Here is an 18,465-nt window from a genome sequence, read left to right as displayed (position 1 = left end):
CGCCCTTTGCATCGAAGCTTATATGAGATGTTACCTGAACCGCAACTGAATGCCGCATTCATGCCACAATCGGTTTCGGCGCCGGAAACCGCCTTTTGCAGACCGGCCTCACCCGAATATCGATGCGCCTTAACCCGGGTCGGGCTTGCGGCCCTTGCGCTTCATCTTGGCCAGCCGCTCCCGCTCGGCAGCGGCTTCCGCCTCAAGCTTCTGGCGCTCGGCGAACTCGGCCTCGATCTTGTCGTCATCGATCGGCCAGGCTTCGTGCTTCTTGGTCTCGACCACGGCGCGCGGCGTCGAAGGGATCTCGATGTGCTCCTGCTCGAAGATATCGAAGATGGCGAAGCGGATATCGTTCTGCACGACGCTGCCATTCATGATGTCGGCCACGAACACGCGGATTTCGAATTCGAGCGCGGCAGGCCCGAAATTGGCGAAGAGAACAAACGGCTCGGGATTCTTCAGCACCATCGGGTGGGCGCGCGCAATGTCCGTCAATACGGCGTGGACGCGCTTGACGTCGCTGCCATAGGCGACGCCGATTTTGATATCGACGCGCCCGAGCTTGTTGCGATGTGTCCAGTTGCCCACCGCATTGTTGATGAGGTTCGAGTTGGGCAGGATCACCGACTGCCGCTGGAAGGTCTCGATCTCGGTGGCGCGCACGCTGATCTTCCGCACCGTGCCGCTGACGTCGCCGGCGACGATCCAGTCGCCGACCTTGAACGGCCGCTCGGCAAGCAGGATGAGCCCCGAAACGAAGTTTGAGACTACATTCTGCAGGCCGAAGCCGATACCCAGTGAAAGCGCGCCGGCGACCAGCGCCAGGTTGGAAAGATCGATGCCGGCCGCCGAGATACCGACAAGGCCCGCAACCGCCACGCCGGCATAGCCGACGCCCAGGCGGATCGAGTTGCGCACGCCCGCATCGACCTTGCCGCGCGCCATCACCGAGCCGTCCAGCCAGCCCTGGAACCAGCGCGTCAGAAAATAGCCGATGGCGAAGACGACGATGCCGCTGAGAATGCCGAGGAAAGAGATGGTCACCGAACCGATCGTCACGCCGGTCGCCAGCTTATAGGCCCAGGCCTCGATATCGCCCGGCTGGAAGCCCCACATCAAGAGGATGAGCGGCAGGAACACCAGCACGATCATCACGTTGATGGCGATGCTGACCACAAGGCCGAGCTGATCGAGGGCTGTGTCCTCGTAGCTGGAATTTGTCGAGAGCCACCGCCCTACGGACGTATCGGCGAAGCCGCCTTCCTCCCCGATCGCGCGTGCCGACAGGAAGCCGATATAGGCAGTCACGAGGACCGTGCCGGTCACCACCACCTGGAACGAGACGAAAAGCGCCAGGCCGATATAGCCGAGCAGTGTCGCGGCGATGGTGAACAGGCCGAGCCCGATGGCAATGAAGCGAAGCCAGGCCGGCCAGGGACGCCATGCGCCGTCGGTTGCCCTGAACGGCCGCAGCAAGCTCATCAGGATGAGGATGACGCCGATGATGATGGTGGCGACAAAGCTCCTGGCAATCGTCAGCGAAAGCGGCGAACCCATCTTCTCGTTGACGACCGACAGGAAGTAATTGAAGCCGAGCACGATCGCCATGGCGGTCGTCAGCCCGACGAGCCAGCGCGCCGGACCGGTTGCGACCGGGATCAGGCGCCAGTTGGGCAGGCGCGGTTCGAGCGCCGCATTGGTCAGCCGGTTGACGCAGAACACCATGCCGATCACGGTCAGCAAGGCGTTGAGGAACGTGCCGATATCGCCCCGCAGCACATTGTAGTAATTGAAGAAGAACACGGCCGAGGCAAAAAAGACGCCGAGCGCCAAAGTCGGCAGCAGCGTCGACCAGAAGGCCACCGACAGGCGGCTGAGATAGGATGGATCCTCTACGGTCGGATCGGCCTCGAATATGCGGCCGAACAGGCGCCTGCCGCCGATCAACAGCACGGCCGCCAGCGCCAGCGCCATAAGCGTCGCGGCAAGGATTGCCTGGAACTTGAACTTGACGGCGAAGCTCAGCCAGGACGACACCGCCTTGTAGAGACCGGTGATCTGGTCATGCGCGTCGGAAAGGGCCTGCGGACTCAGCGCGTCGGTCAGATCATAGTGTTTGGTGATGACGCTGCGGAAAAGTTCGCTGCGCTTGACGGCGATCTCGTCGACCAGTCCGTTGACGCGGATCGACAGGTTCTGCGCGCTGGCGACGACCGCGTTGATCTCAGCCTTCTCCGAGGCGAGCGCGCTCCGCTCGTTGCTGACGATCACCGGCTCGGGAGGCTGGCCCTGTCCCGGCGGCGCGCCGAGCACCTCGATGCGGTTGTTGATGTCGTTGAGGCGTGAACGGAACGCCAGCGCGCCGTTCAGCGCCGCCCGCGAAATATCCTCGAGCTGCAGCCGGATGTCGACGAGCCCCGCATCGTCCTGGTCAGGGTCGCTCAGTTTCTTCTCCAGGCCGTCGGTCCTGGCCGTCAGGTCCCGGATGACCTTTGTCTGGTCGGCGATGAGCTGCGACGAACCGTGGCCGATCGCCTGCGCCGACGCGTCGAGCGCCGGCTGCCCGAAGACAGCAACGATGACGACCAGAACCAGGCGTAGCAGTCGGAGGAGCATGACGTTATTGGCGACTCGCGGTCGAAAAATCCCCGAAATTCCCGCCCTTGATAAAGACCGCCCTATCGGGCGGCAAGCCGTCCCGGTCGTGTCGCGGCGTCGGCCTGTCGAAAAGCGATGGCGCAATCTTGGCTTTGCGCCTCCAGCCTGCTCTATAGTCTGCCGCCTCGCATCATAAGGACGACAGGAAGAATGGCGGAATATTCAGCCTTTTCGCTGCTCAAGAACGCGCTGACCGGCAACAAGGATTGGAAGCCCGCCTGGCGCAAGCCGGACCCAAAGGCTTCCTATGACGTGATCGTCATCGGCGGCGGCGGCCACGGCCTTTCGACCGCCTATTATCTTGCCAAGGAGCACGGCATCACCAATGTCGCGGTGCTGGAAAAAGGCTGGCTCGGCTCAGGCAATGTCGGCCGCAACACCACAGCGGTGCGCTCCAACTATCTCTTGCCGCAGAATACCCGCTTCTACGAACATTCGATGAAGCTGTGGGAGAACCTTTCACACGACCTCAACTACAACGTCATGTTCTCGCAGCGCGGCTGCCTGAACCTCGCGCACACGCCCGCCCAGCTTGACGATTATGCACGGCGCGGCAACGCCATGCGCCATCTCGGCGTCGATGCCGACCTGATGAGCGTCGATCAGATCAAGCGGCTCGTGCCGGCGCTGGACGTGTCGGGATCGGCGCGCTTCCCGGTTCTTGGCGGGCTGATGCAGCGGCGCGCCGGCAGCGCCCGTCACGATGCCGTCGCCTGGGGCTATGCGCGCGGCGCCGACCGCCGCGGCGTCGACATCGTCGAGAATTGCGAGGTCACCGGCTTCCTGCGCGACGGCGGGCGCATCACGGGGGTATCGACGACACGCGGCGAAATCCGCGCCAAGAAGGTCGCGCTTGCCGTAGCCGGCAGCACCGGTCGCGTCATGCAGCTTGCCGGCATTTCGCATATGCCGATCGAAAGCCACGTGCTGCAGGCCTTCGTCTCGGAATCGCTGAAGCCGATCATCGACACGATCCTGACCTTCGGCATGGGCCATTTCTACATTTCGCAGTCCGACAAGGGCGGCCTCGTCTATGGCGGCGACCTCGACGGCTACAACAGCTACGCCCAGCGCGGCAGCCTGCCGATCGTCGACGAGGTGATGAGCGAGATGGTCGCGCTGTTCCCTGGCCTGGCACGGGTGCGCATGCTGCGCTCCTGGGGCGGAGTTTGCGACATGACGATGGACGGCTCGCCGATCATCACCACCGGGCCGCTGCCGGGCATGTATCTCAATTGCGGCTGGTGCTACGGCGGCTTCAAGGCAACGCCCGCCTCGGGCTGGTGCTTTGCGCACACCATTGCCAAGGACGAGCCGCACGAGTTCAACGCGCCCTTCACGCTCGACCGTTTCTATCGAGGCCTCGTCATCGACGACAAAGGCCAGGGCGCGACGCCCAGATTGCATTAGGGTTTGGATTGAAAATGCTGATCACCTGTCCCTATTGCGGCCCGCGCGACGTCATCGAATTCACCTACCAGGGCGACGGCAACCGCGAGCGGCCGCAGCCAGCCTCGCAAAATCTCGACGCCTGGAACGCCTATGTCTACGACCGGCTGAACCCGGCCGGCGACCACAATGAGATCTGGCAGCATTCCGGCGGTTGCCGCGCGCATCTGCGGGTCGTGCGCAACACGCTTACGCATGAAGTCCTGAGCACTGCCTTCGCTCGCGGCGGACACAAGACGGAGAGCCGGTCTTGAGCCCCCGCCGTACCGAAACCGGCGGCCGGATCGACCGGCTGCGCACCATCCGCTTCACCTTCGACGGCGCGCCCTACACCGGCCATGCCGGCGACACGCTGGCCTCGGCGCTGCTCGCCAACGGCGTCACGCTGTTCGGCCGCTCGTTCAAATACCATCGCCCGCGCGGCCTGCTCGCCGCTGGCGTCGAGGAACCGAACGCACTGGTCACGGTGCTGCGCGGCGAAGTGCGCGAACCGAACATCGCGGCCACCATGGTCGAGATCTATGACGGGCTGGTAGCGGTCAGCCAGAACCGCGCGCCTTCGCTCGCCTGGGACATCGGCGCCCTCAACCAGCTCGGCGGCAAGGTCCTGTCGGCCGGCTTCTACTACAAGACCTTCATGGGCCCGGTGATCGGCCCGCTGAAGGGCACGCGCTTCTGGATGTTCTGCGAGCATTTCATCCGCCGCGCCGCCGGTCTCGGCAAAGCGGGCACCGCGCCCGACCCGGCCCGCTATGAGCGCATGAACGCTTTTTGCGACGTGCTGGTCGTCGGCTCCGGTCCGGCCGGCCTGATGGCGGCAAAGGCCGCCGCCGACCAGGGCGCCCGCGTGATCCTTGCCGATCTCGAAGCCCACTTCGGCGGCTCCGCCCACTGGTCGGGCGAAACCATCGACGGCGTGCCTGCCGCCGACTGGGCTCAACGCACGGTTGGCCAGCTCGAAGGCAACGACAATGTCCGCCTTTTGCCGCGCACGACGGTGTGGGGCTATTACGATGGCAACACGCTTGCCGCGCTGGAACGGGTGACCGACCACAAGGAAACGCCCGCCAAGGGTGAACCGCGTCAGCGCTACTGGGCGATCCGCGCCGGAACGGTGGTACTCGCCACCGGCTCCTTCGAGCGGCCGCTGATATTCCCCGGCAACGACCGGCCCGGCGTCATGCTGGCGCATGCGGCCGAGCGCTACGCAGTTGAATATGGCGTGCTGCCGGGACAGCGCATCGCGCTCTTCACCAACAATGACAGCGCCTACCGCTCGGCCGTCGCCTTGAAGAAGGCCGGCGCCGCGGTCGTTGCCATCGTCGACGTCCGTGGCGACGTCTCGAACGAGATGCGCAGGCTGGCGAGCGAAGCGGAAGCCGAGCTGCTTGCCGGCCATGCCGTGGTTGCGACCGAGGGCGGCAGGGCGCTCACCGGCCTCAAGGTGCAGCGCTTCGATGCTACGAACGGTGCGCTGAGCGGCGACGATCGCAGCATCCATGCCGACAGCCTTTTGATGTCGGGCGGCTGGTCGCCGACCATCCATCTCGCCAGCCAGGCCGGCGCAAGGGCTGAATGGGACCCGGCCCGGCAGGCCTTCCTGCCGCCGCGGCCGACGCAGCGCTGGATTGGCGCCGGCGCGTTCACCGGCAGCTTTTCGACCGCGGAAGCAATCGCCGAGGGCCGCGCCGCCGGTCTTCAGGCAGCCGGCGGAAGTGCATCCTCGGCTCCGCTGCCTATCGTCGAAGCAACCCCGGGCGATCCCGATCCGGCGCCGGTCTTCGAGATCAAGGCCAAGGGCAAGAGTTTTGTCGACTTCCAGCACGATGTGACCGCCGAGGACGTGCGGCTGGCGCATCGCGAGGGCTTCGTCTCGGTCGAGCATCTGAAGCGCTACACCACGCTCGGCATGGCGACCGACCAGGGCAAGAACTCCAATGTACCAGGTCTCGCCATCATGGCCGAGGCGCTCGGCAAGCCGATCCCCGAAGTCGGCACGACACGTTTCCGCCCGCCTTACACGGCGGTATCGATCGGCTCGCTCGCCGCCGAACGCTTCGGCGACCTCAAGCCGGAACGGCTGACGCCGATGCATGATTGGCACATCGCCAATGGCGCGACCATGTATTCGGCCGGCCTCTGGTACCGCCCGATGATCTACGGCCTTGCCGGCGAGACGGTCGAGCAGGCCTATGTCCGCGAAGCCAGGGCGACACGCGAAAGCGCCGGCATCGTCGACGTCTCGACGCTGGGCAAGATCGCGGTGCAGGGACCGGACGCGGCCGAGTTCCTCGATCGCGTCTACACCAACATGTTTTCGACTCTGGCCGTCGGCAAGGCCCGTTACGGCCTGATGCTGCGCGAGGATGGGCTTGCCTTCGACGACGGCACCACCTGGCGGCTCGGCGAACAGGACTTCCTGATGACAACCACCACCGCCAATGCCGGCAAGGTGATGCAGAATCTGGAATATTTCCTCGACGTCATCTGGCCGGAGCTGAAAGTAACGGTAACCTCCGTCACCGACGAATGGGCGGGCGCGGCGATCGGCGGACCGAAGGCGCGAGCAATCCTTTTTTCCTGCGTCACCGGCACCGCCGTCGACAACGCCACCCTGCCCTTCATGGGCATTGTCCATGGCCGGATCGCCGGCGTCCCGGTGATGATCTGCCGGCTGTCCTTCTCCGGCGAGATGGCTTTCGAGGTTTATTCCGGCGCCGGCTACGGCACCCGCGTCTGGGAAGCCTTGATCGAGGCCGGCAAGCCTTTCGGCCTGGTCACCTACGGCCTCGAGGCCCTGGGCACGATGCGCATCGAGAAGGGCCATGTCACCGGCGCCGAGATCGACGGCCGCACCACAGCGCGCGACCTCCATCTCGACTGGATGCTGTCGAAGAAGAAGCCCTTCATCGGCTCGGCCATGATGGACCGGGAAGGCCTGATCTCACCGGACCGGCTGCAACTGGTCGGGCTCATCTCGCTCGACAACCGGCCGTTCAACGGCGGCGCGCATATCGTCGAGGAATTGGACGAGGCCAATCCCCACGATTCGATCGGCCACATCACCGCCTGCTGCTATTCGCCGGCGCTCAGCAAATATATCGCCCTGGCGCTGGTCAAGGACGGCAAGGCAAGGCATGGGACCCGCGCGTTCGTCTCGGATCCGCTGCGCAACCGGTTTGGGCCGATCGAGATCGTCTCCAACCATTTCTACGATCCGGACGGGAGCCGCATGCATGGCTGAGCACCAATTGCCCGAACGCCAATCGCCGCTCGAGCCGGAGTATCATCCGGGCTCGCATGGCAATTTCGAGCACGGCGTCGACGTCATCCTGTCCGAGACGCGGCCGGGCTCGATCCTGCAGCTTGCCGCATGGGCGGGTGAAGAGAAACGGCTGATCGAGGTTGTCCGCAAGGTCACCGGTCTTGCCTTGCCCGACGGCGCCGGCGGCGGTGTGGGCAACGGTGCCCGTGCCGCCTTCGGCTTCGCGCCGGGCAAATTCACCGTGGTCGACGAAGCCGAGGGGCTGGCTCAAGCCTTTGCCGGCGCCATCACGCCGGCCATCGGCACGCTGACGGATCTTTCGCATGGCCGTACCGCGATCCGCATCGCCGGCCCGAAGGCCGAATGGGTGATGGCGAAATTCTTCGCCATCGACTTCGCCTTGCCGGCCTTCCCGCTCGGCGCCGGCCGCTCGACCAACCATCACGACATCTTCGCGCAGATCCAGCGCAGCGGCGCCGATCAGTTCGATATCTACGTCTTCCGCTCCTTCGCGCGCTCGTTCTGGAAAGCTTTGTGCCACGCCAGCGAAGAAGTCGGCTACGAGGTGCAATAGCCCGCCGGCATCTGGCACTATGGACGGCTGCAACTGCTGCTTGAGCGCTGGACCAACAGCGATGATAGATAAGGAATCATCGGCGTTTGCCCGGCAAACGTCCGCTCAGGCAACCAGTTCGACCATACCCTTCCATGACTGTTGAGACTTCGGCGACGGCCACGACCCGCTTTGCTCCGGCGGACGGTCCGTCGATGCTGCTGCCGGCAACCGTCGCTTGCGGCGTGTTCATGACCAGCCTCGACCAGAACGTCGTGGTCACGGCGCTGCCCGGCATCGGCGAGAGCCTCGATCGTCCACCAAGCCAGCTTGGCCTGCTGATCACCGTTTATGTCGCGAGCCTGATCGTCACCATGCCGCTCGGCGGCTGGCTGGCCGACCGCTTCGGCTTGCGCAACGTCTATTGCTTCGCGCTGCTCGTCTTCGCCGGCGCCTCGGCATTGTGCGGCCTTTCGGAAAACATCTGGATGCTGGTCGGCTCGCGCGCCCTGCAGGGTTGCGGCGGCGCGCTGATGGGCACGCTCGGCCAGGTCGTCGTCCTGTCGAGCTTCCCGCGCGACCGCACGCTCAAGATCAACATGTACATCTCGCTCGCCGGCCAATCCGGACCGCTGGTCGGACCGCTGGTGGGCGGCGCGCTGACCACTTATGTCTCGTGGCGCTGGATCTTCTACATCAACATTCCGATCGCGCTGACGGCCGCGCTGCTTGCCGCCTCGCTGTTTCCATCGACGACCAAGCCGGTACGCGCACCGTTCGATTTCCCTGGCTTCCTGCTCGTCGGCAGCGGCATGGGCCTCTTGGTCTTCGGCATGGACTCGCTTGCCGCCAGGGATGCCGCGAGCAGCCTCATCGGCATCGAGCTTGGCCTGGCGATCGCCATCCTGGCGGTTGCCGCCTTCTACTGCCTGCGCGCGCGCAACCCGCTGCTCGACCTTAATCTGCTGCGCATTCGGACCTTCCGCATCTCCTTCCTCACCGGCGGCGCCCTCGATACGATCGGCCTGAGCTCGGTGGTCTTCCTCCTGCCGCTGATGTTCCAGCTCGGCTTCGGCATGAGCGCCGTGCAGGCCGGCTCGCTGACCTTCGTCGCCGCGATCGGGTCGTTGATGATGCGCTTCTTCATGCCGCGGCTTCTGAACCGCTTCGGCTTCAAGCGCGTGCTGGTCACCAACACGCCGATCGTCGCTTTGCTGGTCGCGGGCTTTGGCCTGATGCACGATAGCCTGCCGGCCTGGATCGTGCTTGCCTATATCTTCGCCTTCGGCGTCTTCCGCTCGGTTCAGTGGGCTTCGACCGGCAATCTTTCCTATTCGGACATCGCGCCCGAGCAGCTCGCGCGCTTCAGTGCACTCTATTACATCCTGTGGCAGCTTGCGGTGGCGATCAGCGTCGGCCTTGCGGCCGCGCTGCTGTCGCTGCTTGCCGGCGGCGGCAAGGCCAGCGTCAGCGACTACCGCATCCTGTTCGTCATCGAAGGGTTGATCACGCTTTGCGCGCTGTCGGCCTATCTGAGGCTGACGCCGCGGGACGGCGCCCATGTCAGCGGCCACGGCGCGCATATGAGCACCGACTGAGGTCGATATTCAGGTGATGCCGGTCTAACCTGAATATCGACAGAGCTCACATCGCCATTATTCCGCGAACGTCACCCAGTCCTCGAGCGGCGCGCGGTCAGTGCGGAACTCGTTTTCGGGCTTCGACGTGTCCTCGTAGCCGAGCGCCATGCCGCAGACGACGATCTCCTCGTCGGGAATATCGAGCACCGGCCTGATCTGGCGGTGATAGGGCGCGAACGCCGCCTGCGGACAGGTATGCAGCCCCCTGCCCCGCGCCGCCACCATGATGTTCTGCAGGAACATGCCGTAGTCGATCCACGAACCCTGGTTCAGCCTCCGGTCGATCGTGAAGATCATGCCGACCGGCGCGTCGAAGAAGACGAAGTTGCGGTCGTGCTGCGCGCGCATCTTGTCGACCTCGCGCCGGCCGATGCCCAGCACGCCATAAAGACCGAAGCCGTTGGCGCGGCGGCGCGTGAGGTAAGGTTCGAAGAACTGGTCGGGATAATAGCGGTACTCGTCCCACTCGGCCTTTTCGGCGCGAATGCCTGAGTTGAGGATGGCATCGCTGATGCGCTGCTTGACCTCGCCCTTGGTCACATAGACACGCCAGGGCTGCATGTTGGTGCCGGACGGCGCCCTCGCGGCGACCGCCAGTATGGCGCGGATCGTATCCTCGTCGACCATATCGGGCAGGAAGGCGCGCACCGACCGGCGCGACGTGATCGCCTCGTCGACGATCGCCGCTTCCGATGCGATCCGGATGTTCTTCTCAAGCATGGGCCGTCCCTTTGCGCATGGCCGGAAACCGCAAACACGGTTTTCCTGACGACCATCCGCAGACTCTAAGCTAAACTGGTCCCCGACCGGGCGCCCCACTCGCCGCTCGTGCGCGAGCCTTTGCATCAACCGCCGAAAACGCGCAAGCAAATCTTGTGGCCTATGAAAATCCTCTTGATTTTTTCATGATTTTACCGTCTCATGAAATTTAACCAGATTTTTTCACGAGCAACCCTTTGACCCCGACCGCGACCAAATCGGAGCAGGACAATGGCGACCGGCTGCTGGCCGGCGACATCCGTGCGCTCCGCAAGGCGCGCGGCCTCACGCTCGCAGAAATTGCGCTCAAGTTGGGCCGTTCGGTCGGTTGGGTCAGCCAGGTCGAGCGCGGTCTTTCTATCCCCTCGCTCGGTGACCTCAGGGCATTCGCCAGCCTCTTCGATGTTCCGATCAGCCTGTTCTTCAGCCATGATGTGCCTGTCGAAGAGGAGCGCGGCGTGGTCGTGCGCGCCGGCAGCCGCCGTTCGCTTGGCACAAGTGAATCCGGTCTGGTGGAAGAGCTTCTGTCACCCGATCTCGGCGGTAGCTTCGAGATGCTGCGCTCGGTCTTCGCGCCGGGCGCGGAACTGAAACCCGAAGCGCGCCGTCCGACGGAAGAAGCGGGCTATGTCGCGTCGGGCACTTTCGAGATCGAGATCGGCGGCGTCTGGCATCGTCTCGGCGAAGGCGACTCGTTCCGCTTCGAAGGCAAGCCGTTCCGCTGGCGCAATCCTGGCGTCGAGCCGGCGGTCGTCATCTGGGTGGTTTCGCCGCCGGTATATTGAGCCAGTGCATGCCGCCCAAAAGTGTGCAGCGGTTTTGGGACGACGGCATGCATGAAACAAAGAATCAAAGTGCATCCTGACGCGCTTTGAAGTTCGGGAGGAAAAACATGGCCGGTTTGCCGACCACGGCGCGCGTGGTGATCATCGGAGGCGGTGTCGTCGGCTGCTCCTCGCTCTACCACCTTTGCAAGGCGGGCTGGACCGACTGCGTGCTTCTGGAAAAGAATGAGCTGACCTCCGGCTCGACCTGGCATGCCGCCGGCAACGTGCCGACCTTCTCCTCGTCGTGGTCGCTGATGAACATGCAGCGCTATTCGACCGAGCTTTACCGGGGCCTGGCGGAAGCCGTCGACTATCCGATGAACTACCATGTCACCGGCTCGCTCCGGCTTGCCCACACCAAGGAGCGCATGCAGGAATTCCAGCGTGCCAAGGGCATGGGCCGCTATCAGGGCATGGACATCGATATCGTCGGCCTCGACGAGATCAAGCGCTGCTATCCCTTCATCGAGACGCATGAGTTGAAGGGCGCGCTTTACGATCCGAGCGATGGCGATATCGATCCGGCGCAGCTGACGCAGGCGCTGGCCAAGGGCGCTCGCGACATGGGGGCGAAGATCATCCGCTTCTGCCCGGTCACCGGGGTGCGCCGCGAGAACGGCGAATGGGTAGTCACGACGCCGCAAGGCGAGATCCGCTGCGAGATCGTCGTCAACGCGGCCGGCTATCGCGCCGCCGAAGTCGGCAAGATGTTCGGCCGACAAGTGCCGATGATGGTGATGAGCCATCAATACATCCTGTTCGAGGAAATCCCCGAGCTCGCCGCCTGGACGAAGGAGCAGGGCCACAAACTGCCGCTGCTGCGCGACGTCGACACGTCCTATTACCTGCGCCAGGAAAAGAGTGGCATGAATCTCGGCCCCTATGAGCGCAATTGCCGCGCGCATTGGGCGACCCACAACGATCCGATGCCGGAGGATTTCTCCTTCCAGCTGTTCCCCGACGATCTCGACCGTCTCGAGCACTACCTCGCCGACGCTGTCGCCCGCGTGCCGATCCTGGGCACCGCCGGCCTGTCCAAGGTGATCAACGGACCGATCCCTTACGCGCCGGACGGCAACCCGCTGATCGGGCCGATGCCGGGCGTGCCGAACGCCTTCGAGGCCTGCGTCTTCACCTTCGGAATCGCCCAAGGCGGCGGCGCCGGCAAGGTGTTGGCCGAATGGGTGACCGAAGGCCAGACCGAATGGGACATGTGGTCCTGCGATCCGCGCCGCTTTACATCCTTTGCCTCGGCACCCGACTATTGCGTCGCCAAGGGCATGGAAATCTATGGCAATGAATATGCCATCCAGTTCCCGCGTCATGCCTGGCCGGAGGGGCGCAACCGCAAGCTTTCGCCGCTGCATGATCGCATCACGGCGCTAGGCGGCCAGTTCGACGCCTATAATGGCTGGGAGCGCGCCACCTGGTATGCCGGGCCGGGCGACGATACGTCCGAGCAAGCGACGCTGACCTTCCGCCGCGACGGACCGTGGCAGAAGCGCGTGCGCGAGGAATGCCTGGCCGTGCGCGACGCGGCCGGCATCCTCGACCTGCCCGGCTTCTCGCGCTTCAATCTCGAAGGTCCGGGCGCGGCCGACTGGCTGTCGCCGCAGGTCACCGGTCTGGTACCCAAGCCCGGCCGCATCGGCCTCGTCTATTTCGCCGACGACAAGGGCCGCATCGTCACTGAAATGTCGATCGTGCGCCATGGCGAGGAGCAGATGACGCTGATCACCGCGGCGGTGGCGCAGTGGCACGATTTCGAATGGCTGAAATCGCGCATGCCCGCCGACGCGGCCTTCACGCTCACCGACCGGACGGAGGAGTACTCGACCCAGATCCTCGCCGGCCCGAAGTCGCGAAAAATCCTGGCCGGGGTCTGCGACGCTGACCTGACGCTGCCCTGGCTGACGCATCAGGAGACCACGATCGCCGGACGCTGGGCAAAGCTGGTGCGCGTCTCCTTCGCCGGCGAGCTCGGTTGGGAAATCCACACAAAAGTCTCCGACACCGCGACGGTCTTCGACTCAGTCTGGGCCGCCGGCCAGAAGCACGGCCTGAGGCCCTTCGGCATGTATGCGCTGGATTCGCTCAGGCTCGAAAAAGGCTACCGGACCTGGAAGGGCGACCTGTCGACCGATTATTCGATCCTGCAGGGCGGGTTGGAGCGCTTCGTCAAATGGGACAAGCCCGACTTCCGCGGCAAGGCGGCTTTGCTCAACGAAAAGCAGCAGGGCGTGACGAAGCGCTTCGTTACGCTGGTCATCGAGAACCCCGGCGACTGCGATGCGCCCTACATGTCGACGCTCTGGCATGACGGCGGGATCGTCGGCGAGACGACGTCGGGCGGCTGGGGCCACCGCGTCGGCAAGTCGATCGCGCTCGGCATGCTGCGCACCGATCTCGCTGAACCCGGAATCGCCGTCGAGGTCGAGATTTTTGGCGATCGTTTCAAAGCCGTCGTTCAGAACGACGAGCCGCTATGGGATCCGAAGAATGAGAGGTTGCGAGCATGACCTCCGTCATCCTCACTGACGGCGGCATGGGCCAGGAACTGGTCCGTCGCAGCAGGTCCGAGCCGACGCCGTTGTGGTCGGCCAGGGTGCTGATCGATGAGCCGGAACTGGTGCGCGACCTGCATGCGGAATTCATCCGTGCCGGCGCGCGTGTCATCACCATCAACACCTATTCGGCAACGCCGGAGCGCCTGGCGCGCGAGGGCGCAGAAGATCTGTTCAAGCCCTTGCAGAAGCGCGGCATCGAACTGGCGCGCCAGGCTCGCGACGAGGCGGGCGACGCTGCCATCGCCGGTTGCCTGTCGCCTCTATTCGGCAGCTACGCGCCCGCGCTGACCATCTCCTTCGAGGACACGCTCGATATCTATCGCCGCATCGTCGCCGAGCAGACCGACGGCGTCGATCTGTTCCTCTGCGAAACGATGGCTTCCGCCGAGGAGGCGCGCGCGGCGGTCACCGCGGCTTCGGAAAGCGGCAAGCCCGTATGGGTGTCCTGGACACTCGCCGATCATGGCGCGCCGCGCCTGCGCGGCGGCGAAACCATTGCTGCCGCGGCCAACGCCCTCGGCGACCTGCCGGTCGCGGCTCGGCTGCTCAACTGCTGCCGGCCCGAAGCCATCGCCGCCGCCTTGCCCGAACTCGTCGCCCTGGGCGGACCGGTGGGTGCCTATGCCAATGGCTTCACTTCGGTGGAGGCATTGAAGCATGGCGGGACGGTGGATGTGCTGCACGCCCGCCATGATCTCGATCCGCAAGCCTATGCGGACCAGGCCGCCGGCTGGGTCGATGTCGGCGCCGGCATTGTCGGCGGCTGTTGCGAGGTCGGCCCCGCCCATATCGCCGCCCTGCGCGACAAGCTCACGCGGGCCGGCCACCAGATTACAGGAGTCTCCTGATGCCGAAACCATCAAAGCGCATTACCGGTATCGTGCCTTCGGGCAAGGATGGCTGGGAAGTTCACTTCGCCGCCTGGACCCGCAAGCAGGCCGGCGACGACATCATCGTGCTCTCGGTCGGCGACCACGACTTCGACACGCCGTCGCAAACGATCGAAGCCTGCGTCAACGCGGTACGCGGCAGCAACCACCACTATACGCCGCTGCCCGGCCTGCCGCGCCTGCGCAAGGCGATGGCCGCCGCCGCGACCGCCTGCACCGGCGTCCCGACTGAACCCGACGAGGTCATCGCCACGTCGGGCGGCCAGGCTGCGCTCTTTGCCGCCGTGCAAGGCGTGCTCGACCCGGGCGATCACGCCATCGTCGTCGCGCCCTACTACGCCACTTACCCCAACACATTCAGCGCCGCAGGCACCAGTTTCACCGTAGTCGAGACGCCGGCCGAGGACGGTTTTCAGCCACGCGCCGACATGATCCGCGCCGCGCTCAAGCCCAACACCCGCGCCATCCTGATCAACACGCCGAACAACCCGACGGGCGCCGTCTATTCGCGCGAACGGCTCGAGCAACTGGCCGAAATCTGCAAGGAGCGCGATCTCTGGCTGCTGTCGGACGAGGTCTATTGGACGCTCGGCGGCGGCGAGCACATCTCGCCGCGTTCGCTGCCCGGCATGGCCGAGCGCACGCTGGTCATCAATTCGATGTCGAAGAGCCATGGCATGACCGGCTGGCGCATGGGCTGGCTGACCGGCCCGAAAGCGATGATCGCGCTGATGACCGATCTCAACCTGGTGACGACCTACGGGCTGCCCGCCTTCATCTCGATCGCCTGCGCCGAAGCCCTGGAGAACCACTACGGCGTGAAGGACATCGCCGAACGCTATGCTGGCCGCCGCACCGTCTTCCTCGATGCCATACGCGGCGCCAATGAGGTGACCGTGCGCGGCTCCGAGGGCGGCATGTACATCATGCTCGATATCTCCGCCATCGAGCCCGACGACGAGAAATTCGCCTGGGCGCTGCTCGACAAGGAAAAGGTCGGCGTCATGCCCGGCTCGAGCTTCGGCGAGGCCGCCGCCGGCCACATCCGCATCAGCCTCTGCCAGTCCGAGCCTATCCTCAAGGAAGCGGCACTTCGCGTGCGCCGCTTCGCTTCGAACTATCGCCGCGAGGCCGCATGACCAAGACCATCCCGACCAAGGCCCGCGCGGTGATCATCGGCGGCGGCGTCTCCGGCTGCTCGGTCGCCTATCACCTGGCCAAGCTCGGCTGGACCGACATCGTTCTTCTCGAGCGCAAGCAGCTCACCTGCGGCACGACCTGGCACGCGGCGGGTCTGATCGGCCAGTTGCGCGGCTCGCAGAACATGACGCGACTGGCGAAATATTCCGCGGACCTCTACGTCAAGCTCGAAGCCGAGACCGATGTCGGCACCGGCATGCGCCAGGTCGGCTCGATCACCGTGGCGCTGACCGAGGAGCGCAAGCACGAGATCTATCGGCAGGCCTCCTTGGCCCGCGCCTTCGATGTCGACGTGCGCGAGATTTCGCCGAGCGAAGTCAAGGACATGTACCCGCATCTCAATGTATCCGACGTGGTCGGCGCGGTGCATCTGCCGCTCGACGGCCAGTGCGACCCGGCCAACATCGCCATGGCGCTGGCCAAGGGCGCGCGGCAGCGCGGTGCGACAATCATCGAGAACGTCAAGGTCACCAAGGTCGACACGAAGAACGGCCGCGTCTCCGGTGTCTCCTGGGCGCAGGGCGAGGATCAGGGCACCATCGAGACCGATATCGTCGTCAACTGCGCCGGCATGTGGGCGCGCGAGCTTGGGCGACAGAACGGCGTGACCATCCCCCTGCATGCCTGCGAGCATTTCTATCTCGTCACCGAACCGATCCCCGGCCTCTCTCGCTTGCCGGTGCTGCGCGTTCCGGACGAGTGCGCTTACTACAAGGAGGACGCGGGCAAGATGATGCTCGGTGCCTTCGAGCCGGTGGCGAAACCCTGGGGCATGGACGGCATCCGCGAGGATTTCTGCTTCGACCAACTGCCCGAGGACATGGACCATTTCGAGCCGATCCTCGAAATGGGCGTCAACCGCATGCCGATGCTGGGCACCGCAGGCATCCATACCTTCTTCAACGGCCCTGAGAGTTTCACGCCGGACGACCGCTATTATCTCGGCGAGGCGCCGGAGCTTTCCGGCTACTGGATGGCGACCGGCTACAATTCGATCGGCATCGTCTCCTCCGGCGGCGCCGGCATGGCGCTGGCGCAGTGGATCAACGACGGCGAGGCGCCCTTCGACCTCTGGGAGGTCGATATCCGCCGTGCCCAGCCCTTCCAGAAGAACCGCCGCTACCTCAAGGAGCGCGTGTCCGAAACGCTCGGCCTGCTCTATGCCGACCATTTCCCTTACCGCCAGATGGCGACCTCGCGCGGTGTGCGCCGCTCGCCCTTGCACGAGCACCTGAAGGCGCGAGGCGCAGTCTTCGGCGAGGTCGCCGGCTGGGAGCGCGCCAACTGGTTTGCCCGCGAAGGCCAGGAGCGCGAATACCGCTATTCCTGGAAGCGGCAGAATTGGTTCGACAACCAGCGCGAAGAACATCTCGCCGTGCGCAACGGCGTTGGCCTGTTCGACATGACCTCCTTCGGCAAGATCCGCGTCGAAGGCCGCGATGCCTGTGCCTTCCTGCAACGGCTCTGCGCGAACGACATGGACGTCGCGCCGGGCAGGATCGTCTACACGCAGATGCTCAACGCAAAAGGCGGTATCGAGAGCGATCTCACCGTGACCCGGCTTTCGGAGACGGCCTATTTCCTCGTCGTGCCCGGTGCCACCTTGCAGCGCGACCTTGCCTGGCTAAGGCGCCATGTCGCGGACGAGTTCGTCGTCATCACCGACGTGACGGCGGCCGAAGCGGTCATCTGCCTGATGGGGCCTGACTCGCGCAAGCTCATACAGAAGATCAGCCCGAACGACTTCTCCAACGAAGCCAACCCGTTCGGTACGTTCCAGGAGATCGAGATCGGCATGGGCCTCGCCCGCGCCCACCGCGTCACCTATGTCGGCGAGCTTGGCTGGGAGCTCTATGTCTCGACCGAGCAGGCCGCCCATGTCTTCGAGGCGATCACCGATGCCGGCGCGAATGTCGGATTGAAACTCTGTGGCTTGCACACACTGGATTCCTGCCGCATCGAAAAGGCTTTCCGTCATTTCGGCCACGACATCACCGATGAGGACAATGTGCTGGAAGCGGGCCTTGGCTTTGCGGTGAAGACGAGCAAAGCCGACTTCATCGGCCGCGAGGCGGTGCTGAGAAAAAAGGAAGCGGGCTTGAGCCGCCGCCTGGTGCAGTTCCGCCTGAAGGACCCACAGCAGCTGCTCTTCCACAACGAAGCGATCCTGCGCGACGGCAGGATTGTCGGTCCGGTCACATCAGGCAATTACGGCCACCATCTCGGTGGCGCGATCGGCCTCGGCTATGTGCCCTGCAAGGGCGAGAGCGAGGCGGATATGCTGGCTTCATCCTACGAGGTGGAGATCGCCGGCGAGCGTTTTGCGGCGGAAGCCTCGCTGAAGCCGATGTACGATCCGAAGGCGGAACGGGTTAAGATGTAGTGCGGTTTCCCCTTCTCCCCTCACATGAGGGCCATTGGGTCAAGAGGTTGATCTGCTAGCTGTTGGTTTGATCGTGGGGCAGCTGTTCGTCCCGACCATAGGGCGCTCGAAAGCGTCGCGCGCAGATCGGCGCAAGGCCGGCTGTCCAGCCGCCGCGCAGCGGCTTGGTCTTGCGCTGATTGAGCACGGCGCCACACTGGACGTGGCGGGATGTAGCTTTGCGTCTCCTGGCCCGGGACCTGCCTTGGCGGGACTGACGGCGCGCTCTGGA

12 protein-coding genes are annotated in these 18,465 nt (G+C 64.6%); 10 read left to right on the top strand and 2 right to left on the bottom strand.

The genetic code is table 11. The annotated features are described in order from the left end of the window. Positions 1-129: 129 nt before the first annotated feature. Positions 130-2,619 (bottom strand): mechanosensitive ion channel family protein, encoded by a 2,490-nt coding sequence (locus tag YU3_RS0115505; protein WP_027167118.1) that lies wholly within the window; start codon positions 2,617-2,619, stop codon positions 130-132. Between the two features lie 192 nt (positions 2,620-2,811). On the opposite strand from YU3_RS0115505, the gene YU3_RS0115500 reads away from it, so the two are divergent. From YU3_RS0115500 to YU3_RS0115480, 5 genes are all read left to right on the top strand, one after another. Beyond that, entirely contained in the window at positions 2,812-4,071 is a 1,260-nt protein-coding gene (locus YU3_RS0115500) for a sarcosine oxidase subunit beta (protein WP_027167117.1), read from the top strand. 14 nt (positions 4,072-4,085) lie between these two features. Beyond that, positions 4,086-4,364 (top strand): sarcosine oxidase subunit delta, encoded by a 279-nt coding sequence (locus YU3_RS0115495; RefSeq protein ID WP_027167116.1) that lies wholly within the window; start codon positions 4,086-4,088, stop codon positions 4,362-4,364. Next, a complete protein-coding gene (locus tag YU3_RS0115490) occupies positions 4,361-7,354 on the top strand; it encodes a sarcosine oxidase subunit alpha (RefSeq protein ID WP_027167115.1) in 2,994 nt (997 codons plus the stop codon). The genes YU3_RS0115495 and YU3_RS0115490 overlap by 4 nt, the downstream gene beginning before the upstream one ends. 7 nt (positions 7,355-7,361) lie before the next feature. Continuing rightward, positions 7,362-7,949 (top strand): sarcosine oxidase subunit gamma, encoded by a 588-nt coding sequence (locus YU3_RS0115485; protein ID WP_027167114.1) that lies wholly within the window; start codon positions 7,362-7,364, stop codon positions 7,947-7,949. A gap of 134 nt (positions 7,950-8,083) precedes the next feature. Then, positions 8,084-9,526 (top strand): MFS transporter, encoded by a 1,443-nt coding sequence (locus tag YU3_RS0115480; RefSeq protein WP_027167113.1) that lies wholly within the window; start codon positions 8,084-8,086, stop codon positions 9,524-9,526. A 57-nt stretch (positions 9,527-9,583) separates the two neighbouring features. On the opposite strand, the gene YU3_RS0115475 is transcribed toward YU3_RS0115480, so the two are convergent. Next, on the bottom strand, positions 9,584-10,288 hold the full coding sequence (locus YU3_RS0115475) for a nitroreductase (RefSeq protein ID WP_027167112.1): 705 nt from the start codon (positions 10,286-10,288) through the stop codon (positions 9,584-9,586). Between the two features lie 236 nt (positions 10,289-10,524). Here YU3_RS0115475 and YU3_RS0115470 point away from each other — a divergent pair, with 236 nt between their 5' ends. The 5 genes from YU3_RS0115470 to YU3_RS0115450 all read left to right on the top strand — a co-directional run bounded on the left by YU3_RS0115470 (position 10,525) and on the right by YU3_RS0115450 (position 18,194). Continuing rightward, positions 10,525-11,112 carry an XRE family transcriptional regulator gene (locus YU3_RS0115470; protein ID WP_156913482.1) on the top strand — a complete coding sequence of 196 codons (588 nt, stop codon included), beginning with the start codon at positions 10,525-10,527 and terminating at the stop codon, positions 11,110-11,112. A 107-nt stretch (positions 11,113-11,219) separates the two neighbouring features. Continuing rightward, complete coding sequence (locus tag YU3_RS0115465) at positions 11,220-13,673, top strand: FAD-dependent oxidoreductase (RefSeq protein WP_027167110.1); 2,454 nt, start codon at positions 11,220-11,222, stop codon at positions 13,671-13,673. After that, positions 13,670-14,569 (top strand): homocysteine S-methyltransferase family protein, encoded by a 900-nt coding sequence (locus YU3_RS0115460; RefSeq protein ID WP_027167109.1) that lies wholly within the window; start codon positions 13,670-13,672, stop codon positions 14,567-14,569. Before YU3_RS0115465 ends, YU3_RS0115460 begins: the two co-directional genes overlap by 4 nt. Next, positions 14,569-15,750, top strand: coding sequence for a pyridoxal phosphate-dependent aminotransferase (locus tag YU3_RS0115455; protein WP_027167108.1), 1,182 nt, complete (start codon positions 14,569-14,571; stop codon positions 15,748-15,750). Before YU3_RS0115460 ends, YU3_RS0115455 begins: the two co-directional genes overlap by 1 nt. Then, complete coding sequence (locus YU3_RS0115450; RefSeq protein ID WP_027167107.1) at positions 15,747-18,194, top strand: FAD-dependent oxidoreductase; 2,448 nt, start codon at positions 15,747-15,749, stop codon at positions 18,192-18,194. The genes YU3_RS0115455 and YU3_RS0115450 overlap by 4 nt, the downstream gene beginning before the upstream one ends. The last annotated feature ends 271 nt before the right edge of the window (positions 18,195-18,465 follow it).

Source organism: Mesorhizobium sp. WSM3224 (genome assembly GCF_000427725.1).
Lineage (GTDB): Bacteria > Pseudomonadota > Alphaproteobacteria > Rhizobiales > Rhizobiaceae > Mesorhizobium.
This window is presented reverse-complemented; position numbering and strand designations above follow the sequence as displayed.